The following is a 17,694-nucleotide window of genomic DNA, read 5'->3' as shown; positions in this document are numbered from 1 at the left end:
CTAATCGCATTCGCACGAAGATCGTCACGGCGGCAGTTCGCGCCGGAACGGCATGCTGCACGCCCGTCCACGCGCAGTGGCGTCACTCCAGGTGCAGACGTACGCCGCAGTGCCACACGCAGTGGCGCCTCATGACATCGCCCAGGAGTCGCTGCTGACGTGGAAGCGACTGCGAGCCGTAGCAGTGCTCGCGATCGCCTCCACGATGACGACACCATGTCATCCGCCGCGCGTTGCCTAGCCTGAGCCAGCAACCCGATAATGTTCGGCAGCTTTTCCGAACACAAATCTACCGATGATGCTCCTCGCCTCAATTAAACCATCGATCGCCATTACCGCCTCACCCAGAGGCGCAACACGTTTGCTCTTTTTACTACTTGCTGCCACCCAGGCCGGCATGACTGCGGCGGCAGCAACGGGCGCAGCACCCGCCGAAATAACGGCCAATGATTTCACCGTGGAAATCAACAGCCATGCTTTCGCCCTCGGTGAAAGCTGGACCGACCAGGCCAGGAAGCAGGCAGGCGCTCAGATCAGCGAAAGCTTCGTGGGAGATGTGCCTGCCGGGGACACCAGCTACAGGTACTACCAGCACCGGTATGCCGGCTTTGAAATCCACACTGCCAACTTATTCTGGCAAACAGCGCAGCGCGACATTGACAGCTACATGATTGCGCAGATCACCATCACCGCACCCGCGATCAAAACAGCCAGGGGCGTCACGGTAGGCGATACGCAGAATGTGCTGATCGGCAAGTATGGCCCAGGCACGGCAGATGACAGAGACGATCAGCACTGGCGGTATTATGAAGCCGGCAATAAGCGAATCTCTTTTCAGCTTGAACATGGAAAAATCAGCCACATCATGATGACCCTCGACCCGGGCAACTGAAAGCAAGCCCGTGTGGCGCGGCAGGCAGGATCAAATCATCGCCGCTGCCGATGCCACCGAACTGGCCGTTTTCGCCATGCCTGCAACACCTGCCCAGACGTAGCGACCATCCGCCGCCCAAGCGAAGCCACCCAGATGCGTCACTGCCGTCCATCCGTCGAAGGTGACGTGAGCGACCCAACCTTGATGCGACTCCACTGCGCACGATCACGGCAAGCCCGCTGAAGTACGCAATGCGCGGTCGGCGGCGCAACAGGGATGTTGAGACTTAAACCAGCCAGGCGGGGCGGGCGCGGTCGCATGTTGCGCCGGTGCTGCGCGCTATGGCCTTGCAGCCGAAATGCACTCGCCGCTCGGCCGGAACGCGCAACGAGTGGAGCAGACGCCACCCTCGCCACGTTTTGAGGGAATGCGCTACACCAATGAAAGCTCCAGGCGAGCCTCCAAGGGGATCAAAGAGCACACGCGCAGAAGGCGCTCGCCTGCCGCGAGCGCCATCCGGCTTCGACTTGGCTACAAGCCCCTCGACCCGAGAACGCACCGCTGCACCATGAGGCGTCTTCCCAAGAGAAGAGAAGCCCCCATACGGCCATTCTCCAACTACCCTTGGCGTTGGTTATGCCTTGCGAGCGAGATGCAGGAAGTACCCCGCCCCCGCCAATGCGAGCAGCCCGAAGATGATCCCGTTTTTGCCGTTTTCGCGCCGCGCTTGCAGCGCTTGGTCCGGCGTCACAACCACGCGATCGCCCAGCCGCAATCCCCACACTTCGCGCTCGCCGTCTTCTTCGGAAAAGGTGACGCGCACCGGTGCTCCTGCCCTGATCTCATTCCACAGCGGATCGATACCTGGAAGGATGCTGGAATACTTGAATTCGTCACCCGCGGGCGCCACGGTAAAGTTGACACTTTGCAACCTTGACTTGCTACGCGATGCGCGGACCGAGCCCACCGTGCCACTCGACTCGAGCAGCCTGTCCGGCACAGCCGATGGTCGGCTCAAGAAGGTGACCACGCTGGCAACCGTCATGCAAAAGCAGAGCACCGCAATGATGATGAAACGAATCTTGTGTGATTGCATCTAGATACCAAAGTAGAAACGAAACGCCGCCAGTCTGCGGCGTGCACATTCTTTAGAGAGCGGCCGCATTGGTCAATGCGAAGTTGCCTGCTCAATCGCACACAGCCGTCTTCATCGCGCCCTGTCAAAGGTGCGCTGTCATCAGGCTTAGCTGGAGCGATCGAATGAACTTCATGCAAGCAGCACCATGGAACATCAGTGCAACACGCGCTCTCTTTCTCTTTGCGCAAGGAGATGGCCATGGGCCACAACGGTGAGTCCATGCATGCTCTTGCCGACCCGAGATGAGCGCTCGTCGCAACTCACCATGTCAATCACGAGACTGCCCATGAGGATTGCCGCGCGCAGCGATAGGCCACCACGTGCTTGCGGTCGAACGCGCCCTGTTCTGGTCAAATCCTGCAGCATGTCCAGGTATCGATGGCGCTGAACTGCTGTCGCTGGAACATCTGCAGAAAAAGTCGAGCGCTTGTGCGCCACGCATAGAGCAGCACATGTGTGTGATGGAGCGCGATCCACCGCGTCGCGCCGTTCTTCAACTGCGCGAGATATCCGGGCCGAAGATGCGTTAGATCGGACCACAGGTGAGCACATGCTGCAGGGGCTCCTTACCCACTGCTTTTGCGCTGCCAGCCCAGGACGCGTGCAGAGAAGCCGCCTCGCAGGCAGTGGTGCGCTTTGCGTGCCTTCAATGCGCTTCGTGCACGCGAGAGCCCGGCACCGATGCAGGCAGGGACATGCCTCCGCGCCGTCTGGCGCAAGAACCAATGCGAGAAGTCGTTCCATGCAAGCTCGTTCGGCAACACGATCTGCTTGCCCTCATGCTGGTTGACCACGCACAGCGCTGTACAGCCCTGAGCCCGCGGGTCTTATGGACGATTGTCCTGGTGGGCGCTTGCCTTAGATGTTGACCGGCAGTTATCGCGATGGCGGAGGCCACGCCGACCAGAGGGCCCTCGCCGATGGGCATGATGACCTTGCACGAGGGAAGCGAGGTGGACGCTAGACGAAGGCACGGGCAGTGGCACGATGGCCGCGTCGCCAGTCGCCGAAACAGCGACCGAGCCTTGGTCTCGCCTCTCCACCGGCCCGCACAGGCTCTGCTGGCGGCTGCACGCACTTGAGGTCCGCGCGCGATGACACGCCCTTCCGCCGCCGCAACGATTCCTTAGCGCCGCCCCATGCGGCTTGTCCTGATACGGAAGCGCTGTAACGGCTTGAGCGTGGGCACAGCAGACGACAAGCGTCACCGCATGGTCGAGTGCAGCACGATCGCAGGTCGCACGGTACTGACTGCGCTGCCGCTCTCGCGTTCAAAGCGCGCCTACAGCTCAGCAGGAGCGCGCAAACAAGCGCAGTAGCGACGGTCTCGCCGCACGTCAGGGAGTGCGCGACTCGCATGGAAGTGTCCAAGCGAGTGTCCAAGGTGGCGAAAAAGAAAAACGCCCACAAATCGTTGATTTGCGGGCGTTTCCTTGACACTGGCGGAGTGAGAGGGATTCGAACCCTCGATAGAGCTTTTGACCCTATACTCCCTTAGCAGGGGAGCCCCTTCAGCCACTCGGGCATCACTCCGGATTTATGCGCTGCGGATATTCCGCGACCGGGCGCGAAGAATACCGGGTTGTGGGGGCTCAGGTAAACCCTTTTGACGCATCAATCGGCAGATTGATCGCCGTGACCGCCGCCGTGCGAGTTCGGCTCGTCGCCGCGCTGGATGCGCTGGTAGATCTCTTCGCGATGCACCGCCACGTCCTTCGGCGCGGTGATGCCGATGCGCACTTGATTGCCCTTGACCCCAAGCACCGTCACGGTGACCGAATCGCCGATCATCAAGGTTTCGCCTACCCGGCGAGTCAGGATCAACATTGTTTGAATTCTCCAGGGAACCGGTGGGTCTCACCGGCACGGCGCCCGCGCTGCGGCACGCCCCATAATGAAAGGGAAAAGAGGGGTGATGTTACGGGAAGCCGCGCCTTGCCAGCAAGGCGCGCGGCTCGGGTGTTCAGGGGAGATGTTGCTTGACCCAGGCCGGGACGCCGGCGAGCGCAGGGGCAAGGGCGGGCCCGTCCTCGCCACCACCCTGGGCGAGGTCCGGGCGGCCGCCGCCCTTGCCCGAGATCTGACCGGCAATGTGGCTCAACAGTTCCCCGGCCTTGACCCGCCCCATTGGGCTGCCGTTCACGCCTGCGACCAGGGCGACCTTGCCCTCGCTGGCGCCGGCCAACACGATCACGCTGTCGCCCAACTGCTGCTTCAGGCGGTCCATGGCCTCGCGCAGCGCCTTGGCATCGAAGCCTTCCAGCCGCACCGCCAGGACCTTCACGCCGGCGACGTCGACCGCCGAACCGGCCAGGTCGGCGGTGGCACCGGACGCCAGCTTGGCCTTCAGCGCCTCCAGTTCGCGCTCCATGCGCTTGTAGCGGTCGCCGAGCTGGCGGATCTTGTCAACCAAGTCGTGGCTGTTGCCGCCAACCAGGTCGGCCGCCTCGCGCAGCCGGGCCTCCTCGGCCGCCACGTAGTCCAGCGCGCCCTGCCCGGTCACCGCCTCGATGCGGCGCACGCCAGCGGAGACGCCGCCTTCGCTGGTGATCTTGAACAGGCCGATGTCGCCGGTCCGCCCAACATGCGTACCGCCGCACAGTTCGGTGGAGTAGTCGCCCATCTTGAGCACACGCACACGCTCGCCGTACTTCTCGCCGAACAGCGCCATGGCGCCGAAATCCAGCGCCTCCTGCATGCCCATCTGATGCACTTCGGCGGCGTTGTTGGCCCGGACCTGCTGATTGACCTTGCGCTCGATCAGCGCCAGTTCCTCGGCCCCGATCGGCTGGAAATGCGAGAAGTCGAAACGCAGGCGATCCGGCGCCACCAGCGACCCCTTCTGCTGGACGTGGGTGCCCAGCACTTCGCGCAGGGCGGCATGCAGCAGGTGCGTCGCGGAGTGATTGAGGATGGTGGCGCCGCGGCGCTCGGCATCGACCTGGCCGGCCAGCACGTCGCCGAGCTTCAGGCTGCCTTCTTCCAGCGTGCCGACATGGCCATGGAACTGGCCGGCGAATTTCTGCGTGTCGGTGACCGCCAGGCGGGTGCCGGCGGCGGTCAGTGTGCCGAGATCGCCGACCTGGCCACCGGATTCGGCATAGAAAGGTGTTTTATCGGTCAGCACGATGACTGCGTCGCCGGCCTGGACCGACTGCACCGGGCGACCGTCCTTGAGCAGGGCGACCACGCGCAGGCCGTCGGCCTGCAGGCTGTCGTAACCCAGGAACACGGTCGGGGCCAGGGTCGCCACCAGGTCCGCCGGCAGTTGCACGCCACCGCCGAACTTGCCGGCTTCGCGCGCACGCCGGCGCTGCTCGTCCATCGCCGTCTCGAAGCCCTGCTCGTCCACGCGCAGGTCGCGCTCGCGGGCGATGTCCTGGGTCAGGTCCAGCGGGAAGCCGTAGGTGTCGTACAGGCGGAAGGCATCTTCGCCGGCGATCACCCCGCCCTGCGCCTTGGCGGCGACGTCCTCGAAGATCTTCATGCCGGCGTCGAGGGTTTCGGCGAAGCGCTCCTCCTCGGCCTGCAGCGCGCGCAGCACGGTGTCCTGGGCTGCAGTCAGTTCCGGATAGGCTTCGCCCATCAGTTCTACCAGGGTCGGCACCAGCTTGCTGAAGAACGGCTGGCGCACGCCGAGCATCCAGCCATGGCGCAGGGCGCGGCGAATGATCCGGCGCAGCACGTAGCCGCGGCCTTCGTTGGACGGCAACACGCCGTCGACGATCAGGAACGCGCAGGCACGAATATGGTCGGCGATCACACGCAGCGACTTGTTCTCCAGGTCGGCGGTGCCGGTCAGCTCGGAGGCCTTACGGATCAGCGTCTGGAACAGATCGATCTCGTAGTTGGTGTGCACGTGCTGCAGGATCGCCGCTAGGCGCTCCAGGCCCATGCCGGTATCGACGCAGGGCGCCGGCAGCGGCACCAGGGTGCCGTCGGGCTGGCGGTCGAACTGCATGAACACCAGGTTCCAGATCTCGATGAAGCGATCGCCGTCCTCGTCCGGCGAGCCCGGAGGACCGCCGGCGATGTGCGCGCCGTGGTCGTAGAAGATCTCGGTGCACGGGCCACAGGGACCGGTGTCGGCCATCTGCCAGAAGTTGTCCGAGGCGTACGGCGCGCCCTTGTTGTCGCCGATGCGCACGATGCGCTCGGTGGGTACGCCGATCATGTCGCGCCACAAGGCATAGGCCTCGTCGTCGGTGTGATAGACGGTGACCAGCAGGCGCTCGGCCGGCAGCTTCCAGACCTGGGTCAGCAGTTCCCAGGCCCAGGCGATGGCGTCCTTCTTGAAGTAGTCGCCGAACGACCAGTTGCCGAGCATTTCGAAGAAGGTGTGATGGCGCGCGGTGTAGCCGACCGAATCGAGGTCGTTGTGCTTGCCGCCGGCACGCAGGCAGCGCTGCACGTCCGCCGCGCGCACGTAGCTGCGCTTCTCGGCGCCCAGGAATACGTCCTTGAACTGCACCATGCCGGAATTGGTGAACAGCAGCGTCGGGTCGTTGCCGGGCACCAGCGGCGCGGACGGCACGATGGTATGGCCCTTCCCCTTGAAGAAGTCGAGGAAGTCGCTGCGGATCTGGGAGGTGGAGAATTTGGCGGGTGCGTTCATGGGCTGGCTATAGACGAGCGGACGGGCTTCCGGCAACTCCCTCCTAGATGAGGGCGCCACGGAAACCGGACAAGACAACTCGCCAAGGGTAGCAGGCCCGGCCCGCTCAGTCCTCCGTAGCGTCGCGGACCGCGGCGCGGATGCTGTCGCCATCGAAGCCACGCCGCGCCAGCAGATCGGCGGCCTTGCGCCGCTGCGGCAGGTCCATCGCCCCGGCAACGCCGAAGCGGCGCCGCACCAGATCGCGGGCGTTTTCGGTCCAGTCGCCTTCGAAAGCGCCCATCGCGGTGGCGATGGCCTCGCTGTCCAGGCCGTGGGTACCGAGCTCGGCACGGATATGCAGAGGGCCGTAGCCGGACCCGGCGCGACTGCGCACCAGCAGTTCGGCGAAGCGGCCATCGTCTTGCCAGCCCTCGCCGCTCAGGCGCTCCACCGCCTCGGCAGCGGCCTCGGCCTCCACGCCGCGCGCGCGCAGCTTGCGGGTCAGTTCCTTGCGCGAATGCTCGCGCCGCACCAGCAGGCCCAGCGCTTTCTGCAGCGGCGTCTGCTCCGCTTGCCGGCGACGCCGGCGTGGTTCCTGCGCGTGTTCGTCGCTCATGCGCCAGCCACCCTACCCTGAAAAATGCGCCGTCCCTGGCGCGCGCCCTCCTGGCTTGCTCAAGACTGCCGAGGGAGACGAGCGGCACTGACTCCACCGCTCCCCCGGCAGAAAACCGTTACGCGTCGTCGTCTTCCGCCTCGGCCTCGCTCGGGGCGATCTCCGTGGGCTGGAACTTCTCGCGCAGCTCGCTTTCCAGCTTGGCCGCGACCTGCGGGTTGTCGCGCAGGTAACCACGGGCGTTGTCCTTGCCCTGGCCGATGCGCTCGCTGCCGTAGCTGTACCAGGCACCGGCCTTCTCGACCAGCTTGGCTTCCACGCCCATGTCGATCAACTCGCCCTCGCGGCTGATGCCTTCGCCGTAGAGGATTTCGGTGATGACCTGCTTGAACGGAGGCGCCAGCTTGTTCTTGACGACCTTGATCTTGGTCTGGTTACCGATGATCTCGTCGCCCTTCTTGATCGCACCGATGCGGCGGATGTCCAGGCGCACCGAGGCATAGAACTTCAGCGCGTTGCCGCCGGTGGTGGTTTCCGGGCTCTGGCCCGGCATCATCACGCCGATCTTCATGCGCAACTGGTTGATGAAGACCACCAGGGTGTTGGAGCGCTTGATGTTGCCGGTGAGCTTGCGCAGCGCCTGGCTCATCAGGCGCGCCTGCAGACCCGGCAACTGGTCGCCCATCTCGCCTTCGATTTCGGCCTTCGGGGTCAGCGCGGCGACCGAGTCGACCACCACGATGTCCACCGAGCCCGAGCGCACCAGCATGTCGGCGATTTCCAGCGCCTGCTCGCCGGTGTCCGGCTGCGACAGCAGCAGCTCGTCGACGTTGACGCCCAGCTTGGCGGCGTAGATCGGGTCCAGCGCGTGCTCGGCGTCGATGAACGCGGCGGTGCCGCCGTTCTTCTGGCACTGGGCGATGGCCTGCAGGGTCAGGGTGGTCTTGCCCGAGGATTCCGGACCGTAGATCTCGACCACGCGGCCCTTCGGCAGGCCGCCGATGCCCAGCGCGATGTCCAGCATCAGCGAGCCGGTCGGAATCACTTCCACCGCTTCGATGACGCGATCGCCCATCCGCATCACCGAGCCCTTGCCGAACTGCTTCTCGATCTGGCTCAGGGCGGCGGCGAGCGCGCGCTTCTTGTTCTCGTCCATTGTGGTGTCCTTGGAAGGTGAGGAGGATTTGCGGAGTGAGGTCAATGTAAGGGCCTGGTATCGCACGGACTGAGACAGTGCGTGGCGAGATGAAAATAATTCGTCCGGACCGGGCTACGGCAGCGGCGAATGGCGATATCTGGGGTCGGAAAAGTCCGGCCGGCGCTGTAGTGCATGCCCTGCTCCACGCGCGGCATCAGCGATTGGGGCGCAGCAGGCCGCAGTACAGGCCTTCGATGGCGAACTCCTGATCCGGCAACACCTCGATCGGCGCGTAGTCCGGGTTGCGCGGCAACAGGCGGATGCGGTCCTTGCCGATCTTCAGCAGCTTGACCGTGATCTCCTCATCGAGGCGTGCCACCACGATCTGCCCGGAGCGGGCATCGCGGGTGCGGTGCACGCCGATCAGGTCGCCGTCGAAGATGCCTTCGTCGCGCATGGAGTCGCCCTGCACCTTCAGCAGATAGTCCGGTGCCGGCGAGAAGAACACCCGGTCCAGCACCACGAAATCGTCCGATCCGATGTCCGCGCCGATCGGCAGGCCGGCGGCGACGCGCCCGAGCACCGGCAGGCGCAGCACGTCGGCACTGTCCACCTGTGCCGCCGGCGCCGGGGTCGCCGCCCCGCCGAGCAGGCGGATGCCGCGCGCCTGCCCGGGCACGCGGCGGATCGCCCCGGCCTGTTCCAGCGCTTCCAGGTGGTATTGGGCCGCGCGCACGCCTTTGAAGCCGAAGGCACGGGCGATCTCGGTCTGCGACGGCGGCACGCCATCGTGTTCGATGCGCTCGGCGATCAGGTCGAGGATCGCCTGCTGGGTTTCGGTCAGGTCCATAGTTAGTAGTAATACTACTAAATCGACTGACGAGCAACTGGCGCGTGGAGCCGCAGTGCCGGTGCGCAGCGTTGCCGGCGGCTTGGGCAGGTCCGCACGACAGCCTGCCGTCGCTGGCAGGCGCCTCGCAGCCTCTGCTTCGCGCGTCCTTCTTAGGTAGCTATGCATTTCGTCATAGCGCTGTGGGCAGAGCGACTTGGCTACATCGCGTCGGGGCTGAAGCCCCTCCCACAGTGGGAGTACGTGTGCGCAGGCTGCTGTGGACGCGGCGCGGTGCCCGACCCACCAGCCTCGACGCCTTGCGGCGGAGCGTGCTCGACGGTGCGTGCCGCGCTCAGCGCCCGCTGCGCCAGATCGAGAACAGGATCCACACGCCGGACAACGCCGCGCCGACGAAGCCGCAGACGCCGATCGCCAGCAACCAGCGGCTGGAAATGCCGCCGACGCTGTTCATCACGATCGACGAGCCGATGATCAGTGCAGCGGTGACGATGCCCATGGTCAGGCGGTTGGCGGCGCGGTTGACCTGGTCGCCGAAGCCTTTCAGCGAACCGGTCTCCACGTTCAACTGCAGGCGCCCGCGCCGCGCCGCCTGCAGCAGCCGGCGCGTATCGCGCGGCAGGTCGCCGAGCAATTCCAGCGCACCCAGCACGGTGCGGCGGCCGCGCCGGGCCATCGCCCGCGGCGCGAACCGCTGCAGCATCACCCGCTCCAGGTACGGGGCGGCGGCGCCGGCCATGTCGAAGTCCGGATCGAGCTGGCGCCCCACCCCTTCCAGGGTCAGGAAGGTCTTGATCATCAGCGCCAGGTCGGCCGGCAGCGCCAGCGCGTGCTGGCGCAGCAGCGCGGTGACGTCGCCGAGCATGGCGCCCACCCGCAGGTCCTTCAGCGGCACGCCGCGGTACTGGTCGACGAAGGCGGCGATCTCCAGTTGCAGGCGCGCCTCGTCGACCTCGACCTCGCCGTCGGTCCACTCCAGCAGGATGTCGGCCACCGCTTCGGCGTCCTGGGTGACCAGCCCGTGCAGCAGTTGCACCACCTGGTAGCGGCGCTGCTCGGAAATGCGCCCGACCATGCCGAAGTCGATCACCGCGATGCGCTCGCCGGGCAGGTAGAAGATGTTGCCCGGATGCGGATCGGCGTGGAAACAGCCATCCTCCAGCACCATCTTCAGCACGATGTCGGCACCGGTGCGCGCCAGCCGGCGCCGGTCCAGGCCGGCGGCTTCGACCCCGGCCAGGTCGCGACCGCCGATGCCGGCGACGAAGTCCTGCACGTTCAGCGTCTCGCAGGTCCACTGCCAATGCACCCGCGGGATCACGATCTCGTCGTGTCCCTGGAAGTTGGCGGCGATGCGCTCGGCGTTGCGGCATTCGCCGGCGAAATCCAGCTCGCGGCGCAGCGACAGGGTGAACTGGTGCACCACCGCGGCCGGGTGGTAGCGCTTCAGGTCCGGCGCGCGCGCCTCGACGATCTCGGCCAGCCGCGCCAGCAGTCGCAGGTCGGCCTCGATCACCTCGCGGATGCCGGGACGGCGCACCTTGATCACCACCGCGGTGCCGTCGTGCAGCCAGGCGCGATGGGTCTGCGCCAGCGAGGCGGCGGCCAGCGGGGTTTCCTCGACCTGGGCGAAGATCGCCGTCGGCGCCTCGCCGAGCGCCTCGATCAGTTGCGGCAGGATCTGCGGATAGTCCAGCGCCGGCGCCGCGTTCTGCAATTCGCCGAGTTCGTCGATCCACTCCGGCGGCAGCAGGTCCACGCGCGTGGCCAGCACCTGGCCCAGCTTGACGAAGGTCGGGCCGAGATCCTGCAGGGCGCGCCGCACCCGCTGCGGCGCCGACATGCGCAGCATCTCCTCGGCGTTGTGCCAGTGCAGCAGGCGCCCGGCGCGTTCCAGCACGTCGGCCATGCCGATGCGCCGGACCACGTCGCCGAACCCGTAGCGGATCAGCACCGAGGCGATTTCCTGCAGACGCCCCAGGTCGCGGACGGTGCTCAAGGCCTCCCACATCGCGCTCATCCTCGGGGAAGGCGCGCGGCCATGATCACAGCAGCGCGTCCAGGCCGTGCAGGGCCGCGGCCACGGTCTGCCGGCGCACCGCGTCGCGGTCGCCCGGGAAGTGGAACAACTGCGCGCTGGCGTAGCCGCCGCGGCGCTTCCAGCCCAGCCACACGCTGCCGACCGGCTTGTCGGCCGAACCGCCACCGGGGCCGGCGATGCCGGTGACCGCCACCGCGACGCTGGCGCCGGAATTGACCAGCGCCCCGGACACCATCTCGATCACCGTCTCGCGGCTGACCGCGCCGTGATGCTCCAGCGTCTGCGGGCGCACGCCCAGCAGCGCCTGCTTGGCCTCGTAGCTGTAGGCGACGATGCCGCAGTCGAACCACGCCGAGGACCCGGCGACGTCGGTCATCACCTTGGCGATCCAGCCGCCGCTGCAGCTTTCGGCGGTGACCAGGCGCTCGCGCGCGGTGCGCAAGCGGTCGCTGAGCGCAGTGGCCTGTTGCAACAACTCCGAATCGGTGGGAAGCGTCATGGCACAGCTCGGTAAACCAGTGCGCTTTGTAGCCCAATTCGCCGTGGCTGTCGCGCCTGTGCGCGCCGGCGGACGGCTGGGCGTCAGCCATCGCGGCGCAGGTGCCGCCACCGCGCCGGCCGACACTCGCTCGATCGCGGCGGCCCGACGCACCGCTAGCGCTGCTGCCACTCCTCCTGCTCGCGCGGCGGCAGCAGCGCGCGGATCGGCGCGCCGTCGGCCGCGGCGGCCAGGCGCTCGGCCTCGGTGATCGGGATGTCCACCTGCAGCAGCCAGCCGTCCTCGTCGGCCTGCTCGCTGCGGATCACCTGCAACTGGTGCAGTTGCGAGCGCAGGCGTCCGGCGCTCGGCGGCAGGCGCAGGCTGCCCTGCACGTGGCGCAGGCCCAGGCGCTGGCCGAGCACATGCTGCAGCAGGTCCAGGCCGCGGCCGTCGCGCGCGGAGATCCACACCCGCTCGCGCCGCGCCGTGTCCGGCACGCCGTCCTGCGCATCGTGGCGCACCTCGGCGCCGTCGATACGGTCGATCTTGTTGAACACCAGCAACTGCGGCAGTTCGCCGGCGCCGACCGCATGCAGCACCTCGTCGACCTGAGCGATGCGCTCCTCGCGTAGCGGATCGGCGGCATCGACCACGTGCAGCAGCAGATCGGCTTCGCGCGCCTCGGACAGGGTCGAGCGGAACGCCGCGACCAGTTCGTGCGGCAGGTTGCGCACGAAGCCGACGGTGTCGGCCAGCATCGCGTTGCCGCCGGGCAGCGCGATGCGCCGCACGGTCGGGTCCAGGGTCGCGAACAACTGGTCGGCGGCGTAGGCCTCGGCGCCGGTCAGGGCGTTGAACAGCGTGGACTTGCCGGCGTTGGTATAGCCCACCACCGCGATCCGCGGCAGTTCGCTGCGTACCCGCGCACGGCGCATCTGGGTGTGCTGCACCTCGACCTTCTCCAGCCGCTTCTGCAACTGCTCGACCCGCTTCTGCAGCAGGCGGCGGTCGGTTTCCAACTGGGTTTCGCCGGGGCCGCGCAGGCCGATCGAGCCGCCGCGCTGGCGCTCCAGGTGGGTCCAGCCGCGCACCAGCCGCGTGGCCATGTGCCGCAACTGGGCCAGTTCGACCTGCAGCTTGCCTTCGTGGCTGCGCGCGCGCTGGGCGAAGATGTCCAGGATCAGCCCGGTGCGGTCGATCACCCGCCGCTCCAGGATCTTCTCCAGGTTGCGCTCCTGGCCGGGACTGAGCGCGTGGTTGACCAGGACCAGGTCGGCGCCGCTGGCGTCGGCGGCGGCCTTGACCTCCTCCAGCTTGCCGCTGCCGATCAGCGTCGCCGGACTCGGCTTGTCGATACGCGCGGTCACGGTGGCGGCGATGCTGGCGCCGGCCGAGCGCGCCAGGTCGGCGAACTCCTCCAGCACATCGTCTTCCAACGGACCGCCCGCGTAGGGCTGGATCAGCAGTGCGTGTTCGCCGCGGCGGGACCGATCAAACACCCGCGGCTCCGCTCTTTACCACCGAACTACTCGACTTCGTCATCACCCGCACTGCCACCTTCGTTCTGCTGCACATAGCCGCCGCCCGGTCCCACGCGCACGTTGCGCGCCGGCACCACGGTGGAAATGGCGTGTTTGTAGACCATCTGGCTGACGGTATTGCGCAGCAGGACCACGAACTGATCGAACGACTCGATCGTGCCCTGCAGCTTGATGCCGTTGACCAGATACACCGAGACAGGCACCCGTTCGCGACGCAACGCGTTGAGGAAAGGATCCTGCAAGGATTGCCCCTTGGACATGCTTCACTCCCAAATTATTGTTTTTATTGTCCGGGACGGCACTGCAGCTCCCCTGCCGTGGTCCGGAACGTCGATGTTACACAACCGCGGGCGCCAGCACAGCGCGACCGGCCGCCGGATCAGCCGAGGAAGGCGTCCACGGCCGCCCGCAGGCGCCCGGCGTCACATGCCGGGTCGAACCAGCGTGCGTCCTGCTCGCCGCGCAGCCAGGTGAACTGGCGCTTGGCCAGCTGCCGGGTGGCGGCGATGGCGCGGGCACGGAAGTCCGCCGCGTCGCCGACGCCGTCCAGGTATTCCCAGGCTTGGCGATAACCGACCGCGCGCACCGCCGGCAGTGCCAGCGGCTGCGCGACCGCCTGCATCTCGGGCAGCGCGCGCAGGGCGCGCACTTCCTCCAGGAAGCCCTGCCCCAGCATCGCGTCGAAGCGGGCTTCGATGCGCCCGTGCAGCACCGCGCGCTCGGCCGGCGCCAGCACCAGCTTCAGCACCCGCAGCGGCAACCGCGGCGGCCCTGGATCCGCCTGCCAGGCGCTGATCGGCCGGCCGCTGAGCCGGTACACCTCCAGCGCACGCTGGATGCGCTGGGCGTCGCCGGGGCGGATGCGCTGGGCGGCCAGCGGATCGATCCGCTGCAGCTCCGCGTGCAGCGCCGCCCAACCCTCGGCCTGCGCACGCGCGGCCAGCGCCGCACGCAGCTGCGGGTCGGCCGCCGGCATCGGCGCCAGTCCCTCCAGCAGCGCCTGGAAATACAGGCCGGTGCCGCCGGCCAGGATCGGCAGGCGGCCGCGGGCGACGATCGCCTCCAGCGCGGCGCGCGCGTCGGCGGCGAACTCGGCCGCCGAATAGGGTTGCCAGGGATCGCGCAGGTCCAGCAGATGGTGCGGCACCCGCACGCGCTCGGCCGCATCGGGTTTGGCCGCGCCGATGTCCAGGCCGCGGTAGACCAGCGCCGAATCGACGCTGACGATCTCGCCGCCGCAGCGTTCGGCCAGGGCGATCGCCGCGGCGGTCTTGCCCGAGGCGGTCGGGCCCATCAGCGCGATCGCGCGCGGGCGCCGGTCGGCCGCCATCAGTCCTCGTCCGGCCAGCGAATCGTCGCCGCCGTGGACGAGCCGGCGGCGCGCGGCAACGGCACCGCCTGCAGCGCCTGCCAGACCTTCAGCGCGTCGACGGTGGCGGCGACGTCGTGCACACGCAGCAGCGTGGCACCGCGTTGCGCGGCCAGCAGGTGCGCGGCGACCGAACCGGCCACCCGCTGCTCCGGCGCCTCGCGCCCGGTCAGCTCGCCGATGCTGCGCTTGCGCGACAGCCCTGCCAACACCGGCACGCCCAGCTCGACCAGCCGCGCCAACTGCGCCAGCAACTGCAGGTTGTCGGCGGTGCTCTTGCCGAAACCGAAGCCCGGATCGACCAGGATGCGCCGCTTCTCGATCCCGGCCATCTCCGCCGCGAAGATGCGCTCGGCCAGGAACCGGTGCACTTCGCCGACCACGTCGTCGTAGCCGGGCGCGCTGCCGGCGGCGTAGGCATCGGCGGGCATGTGCATCAGCACCACCGGCACCCCCAGTTCCGCGGCGGCATCCAGCGCACCCGGCTGGCGCAGGGCCTGCACGTCGTTGATCATGCCGGCGCCGGCCGCGACCGCGGCGCGCATCACCTCCGGCTTGAAGGTGTCCACGCTCAGCGGCAGCGCGGTCTGCGCGGCCAGTCGCTCGATCACCGGGATCACCCGCCGCAGTTCCTCCTCCACCGGCACCGGGGTCGCGCCCGGGCGGGTCGATTCGCCACCGATGTCCAGCAGGTCGGCGCCCTCCGCGGCCAGGCGCAGGCCATGCGCCACCGCCGCGTCCACGCTGGCATGCGCGCCGCCGTCGGAGAACGAGTCCGGAGTGACGTTGACGATGCCCATCACCCGCGGGCGATCGAGCAGCAGCCGGTGGGCGCCGCACTGCAGGCTGGGCGAGGTGTCGAACATCGGCAGATCTCCTGGAGGATGGCCGCCGCCTGCGGCGAGCACGGCGCCAGCGATGGCCGCCACGTGGGTTCGCGGCTGCGGCGCGCGCCGCGCATGGCAGCGGGTCGTGAATCAAGCCGCCATTGTCGCGCACCCTCGAGCGGACGACGAGCCGGCGGCATCGGCAGCGGCCAGCGACAAAAAAGCCAGGGATCGCTCCCTGGCTTTTTCGGCGCCTGAAGGGCCGACGCGCTTACACCTGCTCGGCAGGCCCGGCGATCGGCGGCAGTGGCCGCGAATTGCCCTTGTCGTTGCCGCCGTCCTTGCCGGACCGGTTCCAGCCCATCGGCGGCGGCGGATCGCGGCCTTCCATGATCGCGTCGATCTGCGGCGCGTCGATGGTCTCGTACTGCAGCAGCAACTGCGACATGGTATGCAGCTTGTCCAGATTCTCGGTGAGGATCTGGGTGGTCTTGGCATATGCCTTGTCAAGGATCGACCGCACCACTTCGTCGATGCGCCGCGCGGTGTCGTCGGAGACGCTCTTGTGCTGGGTCACCGAACGGCCCAGGAACACCTCGTCGTCCTCCTCGCCGTAGGCGATCGGACCCAACTCGTCGGACAGGCCCCACTTGGTGACCATGTTGCGCGCCATCTTGGTCGCCCGCTCGATGTCGTTGGACGCACCGGTGGTGACCTTGTCGGTGCCGAAGATCAGTTCTTCGGCGACGCGGCCGCCGTACAGCGAGCACAGCTGCGATTCGATCGCCACGCGGTTCATCGAGTACTTGTCGCCCTCGGGCAGGTACATGGTCACGCCCAGCGCACGGCCGCGCGGGATGATCGTGACCTTGTAGACCGGGTCGTGTTCGGGCACCAGCCGGCCGACGATGGCGTGGCCGGCCTCGTGATAGGCGGTCAGCGTCTTCTCGTCCTCGCTCATCGCCATCGAGCGGCGCTCGGCGCCCATCAGGATCTTGTCGCGGGCACGGTCGAAGTGATCCATGCGCACTTCCTTGACCGACTCGCGTGCGGCGAACAGGGCCGCCTCGTTGCACAGGTTGGCCAGGTCGGCGCCGGAGAAACCCGGGGTACCGCGGGCGATCACCATCGGCTCGATGTCGTCGGCCAGCGGCAGCTTGCGCATGTGCACCTTGAGGATCTGCTCGCGACCGCGCACGTCCGGCAGGCCGACCACGACCTGGCGGTCGAAACGGCCCGGACGCAGCAGCGCCGGATCCAGCACGTCCGGACGGTTGGTCGCGGCGATCACGATCACGCCCTCGCCGCCCTCGAAGCCGTCCATCTCCACCAGCAACTGGTTGAGGGTCTGTTCGCGCTCGTCATGACCGCCGCCCAGGCCGGCGCCACGGTGACGGCCCACCGCATCGATTTCGTCGATGAAGATGATGCACGGCGCGTGCTTCTTGGCCTGCTCGAACATGTCGCGCACGCGGCTGGCACCGACGCCGACGAACATTTCCACGAAATCCGAACCGGAGATGCTGAAGAACGGCACCTTGGCCTCGCCAGCGATGGCCTTGGCCAACAAGGTCTTGCCGGTACCCGGCGGGCCGACCATCAGCACGCCGCGCGGAATCTTGCCGCCGAGCTTGGTGAACTTGGTCGGGTCGCGCAGGAAATCGACCAGTTCGCCGACCTCTTCCTTGGCCTCGTCGCAGCCGGCGACATCGGCGAAGGTGATCTTGATCTGGTCCTCGCCCTGCAGCTTGGCGCGCGACTTGCCGAAGGACATCGCGCCCTTGGCGCCGCCGCCACCGCCCTGCATCTGGCGCATGATGAACAGCCAGAAGCCGATGATCAGGATGACCGGCAGGAAGTTCAGCACCAGCGACCAGAAGCTCGGGCCGTTGTCCGGCTTCTGCCGGGTGATGTCCACGTTCTTGCTGTACAGCACGTCGATCAGCTTGTCGTCGCTCGGGCCATAGACCGAGCCCTCGCTGCCGTCGGCGCGCTTAAAGCGGATCGCGTTGACCGAAAGGTTGGTGGCGTCGGTGAAATCGACCGACTTCACCCGCCCGGCATCCACGTCCTTCAGGAACTGGGAGTAGGTCACGTTGTCGACGCCCGCGCCGCCGGCGAGACGCGGCGAGAAGCTCTGGAACACCACCATCAGCACGACGGCGACGACTACCCACAACAGCAGATTCTTGGTCAAGTCGTTCATCCTCATTGGCTCCGGT

14 protein-coding genes and 1 tRNA gene are annotated in these 17,694 nt (G+C 67.3%); 1 reads left to right on the top strand and 14 read right to left on the bottom strand.

Annotated features, from left to right (window positions below):
• Positions 1-295 precede the first annotated feature (295 nt).
• Positions 296-892 (top strand): hypothetical protein, encoded by a 597-nt coding sequence (locus tag Q7W82_RS12015; protein WP_242161322.1) that lies wholly within the window; start codon positions 296-298, stop codon positions 890-892.
• A gap of 616 nt (positions 893-1,508) precedes the next feature.
• Here Q7W82_RS12015 and Q7W82_RS12010 read toward each other — a convergent pair.
• From Q7W82_RS12010 to ftsH, 14 genes are all read right to left on the bottom strand, one after another.
• Positions 1,509-1,970 (bottom strand): hypothetical protein, encoded by a 462-nt coding sequence (locus tag Q7W82_RS12010; RefSeq protein WP_242161321.1) that lies wholly within the window; start codon positions 1,968-1,970, stop codon positions 1,509-1,511.
• Positions 1,971-3,452: 1,482 nt separating this feature from the next.
• Positions 3,453-3,545, bottom strand: a tRNA-Ser gene (locus tag Q7W82_RS12005).
• Between the two features lie 81 nt (positions 3,546-3,626).
• Positions 3,627-3,839 carry a carbon storage regulator CsrA gene (csrA, locus tag Q7W82_RS12000; RefSeq protein WP_010341308.1) on the bottom strand — a complete coding sequence of 71 codons (213 nt, stop codon included), beginning with the start codon at positions 3,837-3,839 and terminating at the stop codon, positions 3,627-3,629.
• Between the two features lie 136 nt (positions 3,840-3,975).
• A complete protein-coding gene (gene alaS, locus Q7W82_RS11995) occupies positions 3,976-6,627 on the bottom strand; it encodes an alanine--tRNA ligase (protein ID WP_242161320.1) in 2,652 nt (883 codons plus the stop codon).
• Between the two features lie 106 nt (positions 6,628-6,733).
• Positions 6,734-7,225 carry a recombination regulator RecX gene (recX, locus tag Q7W82_RS11990; RefSeq protein ID WP_242161319.1) on the bottom strand — a complete coding sequence of 164 codons (492 nt, stop codon included), beginning with the start codon at positions 7,223-7,225 and terminating at the stop codon, positions 6,734-6,736.
• A 118-nt stretch (positions 7,226-7,343) separates the two neighbouring features.
• On the bottom strand, positions 7,344-8,381 hold the full coding sequence (gene recA / locus Q7W82_RS11985) for a recombinase RecA (RefSeq protein ID WP_048489003.1): 1,038 nt from the start codon (positions 8,379-8,381) through the stop codon (positions 7,344-7,346).
• A gap of 196 nt (positions 8,382-8,577) precedes the next feature.
• Complete coding sequence (gene lexA / locus Q7W82_RS11980; RefSeq protein WP_242161318.1) at positions 8,578-9,213, bottom strand: transcriptional repressor LexA; 636 nt, start codon at positions 9,211-9,213, stop codon at positions 8,578-8,580.
• A gap of 334 nt (positions 9,214-9,547) precedes the next feature.
• Positions 9,548-11,224, bottom strand: coding sequence for an AarF/UbiB family protein (locus Q7W82_RS11975; protein WP_242161317.1), 1,677 nt, complete (start codon positions 11,222-11,224; stop codon positions 9,548-9,550).
• A gap of 34 nt (positions 11,225-11,258) precedes the next feature.
• On the bottom strand, positions 11,259-11,753 hold the full coding sequence (locus tag Q7W82_RS11970; RefSeq protein WP_160946565.1) for a CinA family protein: 495 nt from the start codon (positions 11,751-11,753) through the stop codon (positions 11,259-11,261).
• 155 nt (positions 11,754-11,908) lie between these two features.
• Complete coding sequence (gene hflX / locus Q7W82_RS11965) at positions 11,909-13,234, bottom strand: ribosome rescue GTPase HflX (RefSeq protein ID WP_242161316.1); 1,326 nt, start codon at positions 13,232-13,234, stop codon at positions 11,909-11,911.
• 26 nt (positions 13,235-13,260) lie between these two features.
• On the bottom strand, positions 13,261-13,536 hold the full coding sequence (hfq, locus tag Q7W82_RS11960) for an RNA chaperone Hfq (protein ID WP_010341316.1): 276 nt from the start codon (positions 13,534-13,536) through the stop codon (positions 13,261-13,263).
• 119 nt (positions 13,537-13,655) lie between these two features.
• The gene (gene miaA, locus Q7W82_RS11955; protein ID WP_242161315.1) at positions 13,656-14,606 is read right to left on the bottom strand and encodes a tRNA (adenosine(37)-N6)-dimethylallyltransferase MiaA; all 951 of its coding nucleotides are present in this window, start codon (positions 14,604-14,606) and stop codon (positions 13,656-13,658) included.
• Entirely contained in the window at positions 14,606-15,511 is a 906-nt protein-coding gene (gene folP, locus Q7W82_RS11950; RefSeq protein WP_242161314.1) for a dihydropteroate synthase, read from the bottom strand. Before folP ends, miaA begins: the two co-directional genes overlap by 1 nt.
• A 232-nt stretch (positions 15,512-15,743) precedes the next feature.
• Positions 15,744-17,678, bottom strand: coding sequence for an ATP-dependent zinc metalloprotease FtsH (gene ftsH / locus Q7W82_RS11945; protein WP_242161313.1), 1,935 nt, complete (start codon positions 17,676-17,678; stop codon positions 15,744-15,746).
• Between the last annotated feature and the right edge of the window lie 16 nt (positions 17,679-17,694).

This window comes from Xanthomonas indica (assembly GCF_040529045.1).
GTDB lineage: Bacteria > Pseudomonadota > Gammaproteobacteria > Xanthomonadales > Xanthomonadaceae > Xanthomonas_A > Xanthomonas_A indica.
The sequence above is the reverse complement of the archived record's forward strand: the minus strand, read 5'-3'. Positions and strand labels throughout refer to the sequence as shown.

What these genes read in the sequence shown, in the direction of transcription:
- Q7W82_RS12015 (WP_242161322.1), top strand. Translation starts at nt 296, where the DNA reads ATGATGCTCCTCGCCTCAATTAAACCATCGATCGCCATTACCGCCTCA.
- Q7W82_RS12010 (WP_242161321.1), bottom strand. Translation starts at nt 1,970, where the DNA reads ATGCAATCACACAAGATTCGTTTCATCATCATTGCGGTGCTCTGCTTT.
- csrA (WP_010341308.1), bottom strand. Translation starts at nt 3,839, where the DNA reads ATGTTGATCCTGACTCGCCGGGTAGGCGAAACCTTGATGATCGGCGAT.
- alaS (WP_242161320.1), bottom strand. Translation starts at nt 6,627, where the DNA reads ATGAACGCACCCGCCAAATTCTCCACCTCCCAGATCCGCAGCGACTTC.
- recX (WP_242161319.1), bottom strand. Translation starts at nt 7,225, where the DNA reads ATGAGCGACGAACACGCGCAGGAACCACGCCGGCGTCGCCGGCAAGCG.
- recA (WP_048489003.1), bottom strand. Translation starts at nt 8,381, where the DNA reads ATGGACGAGAACAAGAAGCGCGCGCTCGCCGCCGCCCTGAGCCAGATC.
- lexA (WP_242161318.1), bottom strand. Translation starts at nt 9,213, where the DNA reads ATGGACCTGACCGAAACCCAGCAGGCGATCCTCGACCTGATCGCCGAG.
- Q7W82_RS11975 (WP_242161317.1), bottom strand. Translation starts at nt 11,224, where the DNA reads ATGTGGGAGGCCTTGAGCACCGTCCGCGACCTGGGGCGTCTGCAGGAA.
- Q7W82_RS11970 (WP_160946565.1), bottom strand. Translation starts at nt 11,753, where the DNA reads ATGACGCTTCCCACCGATTCGGAGTTGTTGCAACAGGCCACTGCGCTC.
- hfq (WP_010341316.1), bottom strand. Translation starts at nt 13,536, where the DNA reads ATGTCCAAGGGGCAATCCTTGCAGGATCCTTTCCTCAACGCGTTGCGT.
- miaA (WP_242161315.1), bottom strand. Translation starts at nt 14,606, where the DNA reads ATGGCGGCCGACCGGCGCCCGCGCGCGATCGCGCTGATGGGCCCGACC.
- folP (WP_242161314.1), bottom strand. Translation starts at nt 15,511, where the DNA reads ATGTTCGACACCTCGCCCAGCCTGCAGTGCGGCGCCCACCGGCTGCTG.
- ftsH (WP_242161313.1), bottom strand. Translation starts at nt 17,678, where the DNA reads ATGAACGACTTGACCAAGAATCTGCTGTTGTGGGTAGTCGTCGCCGTC.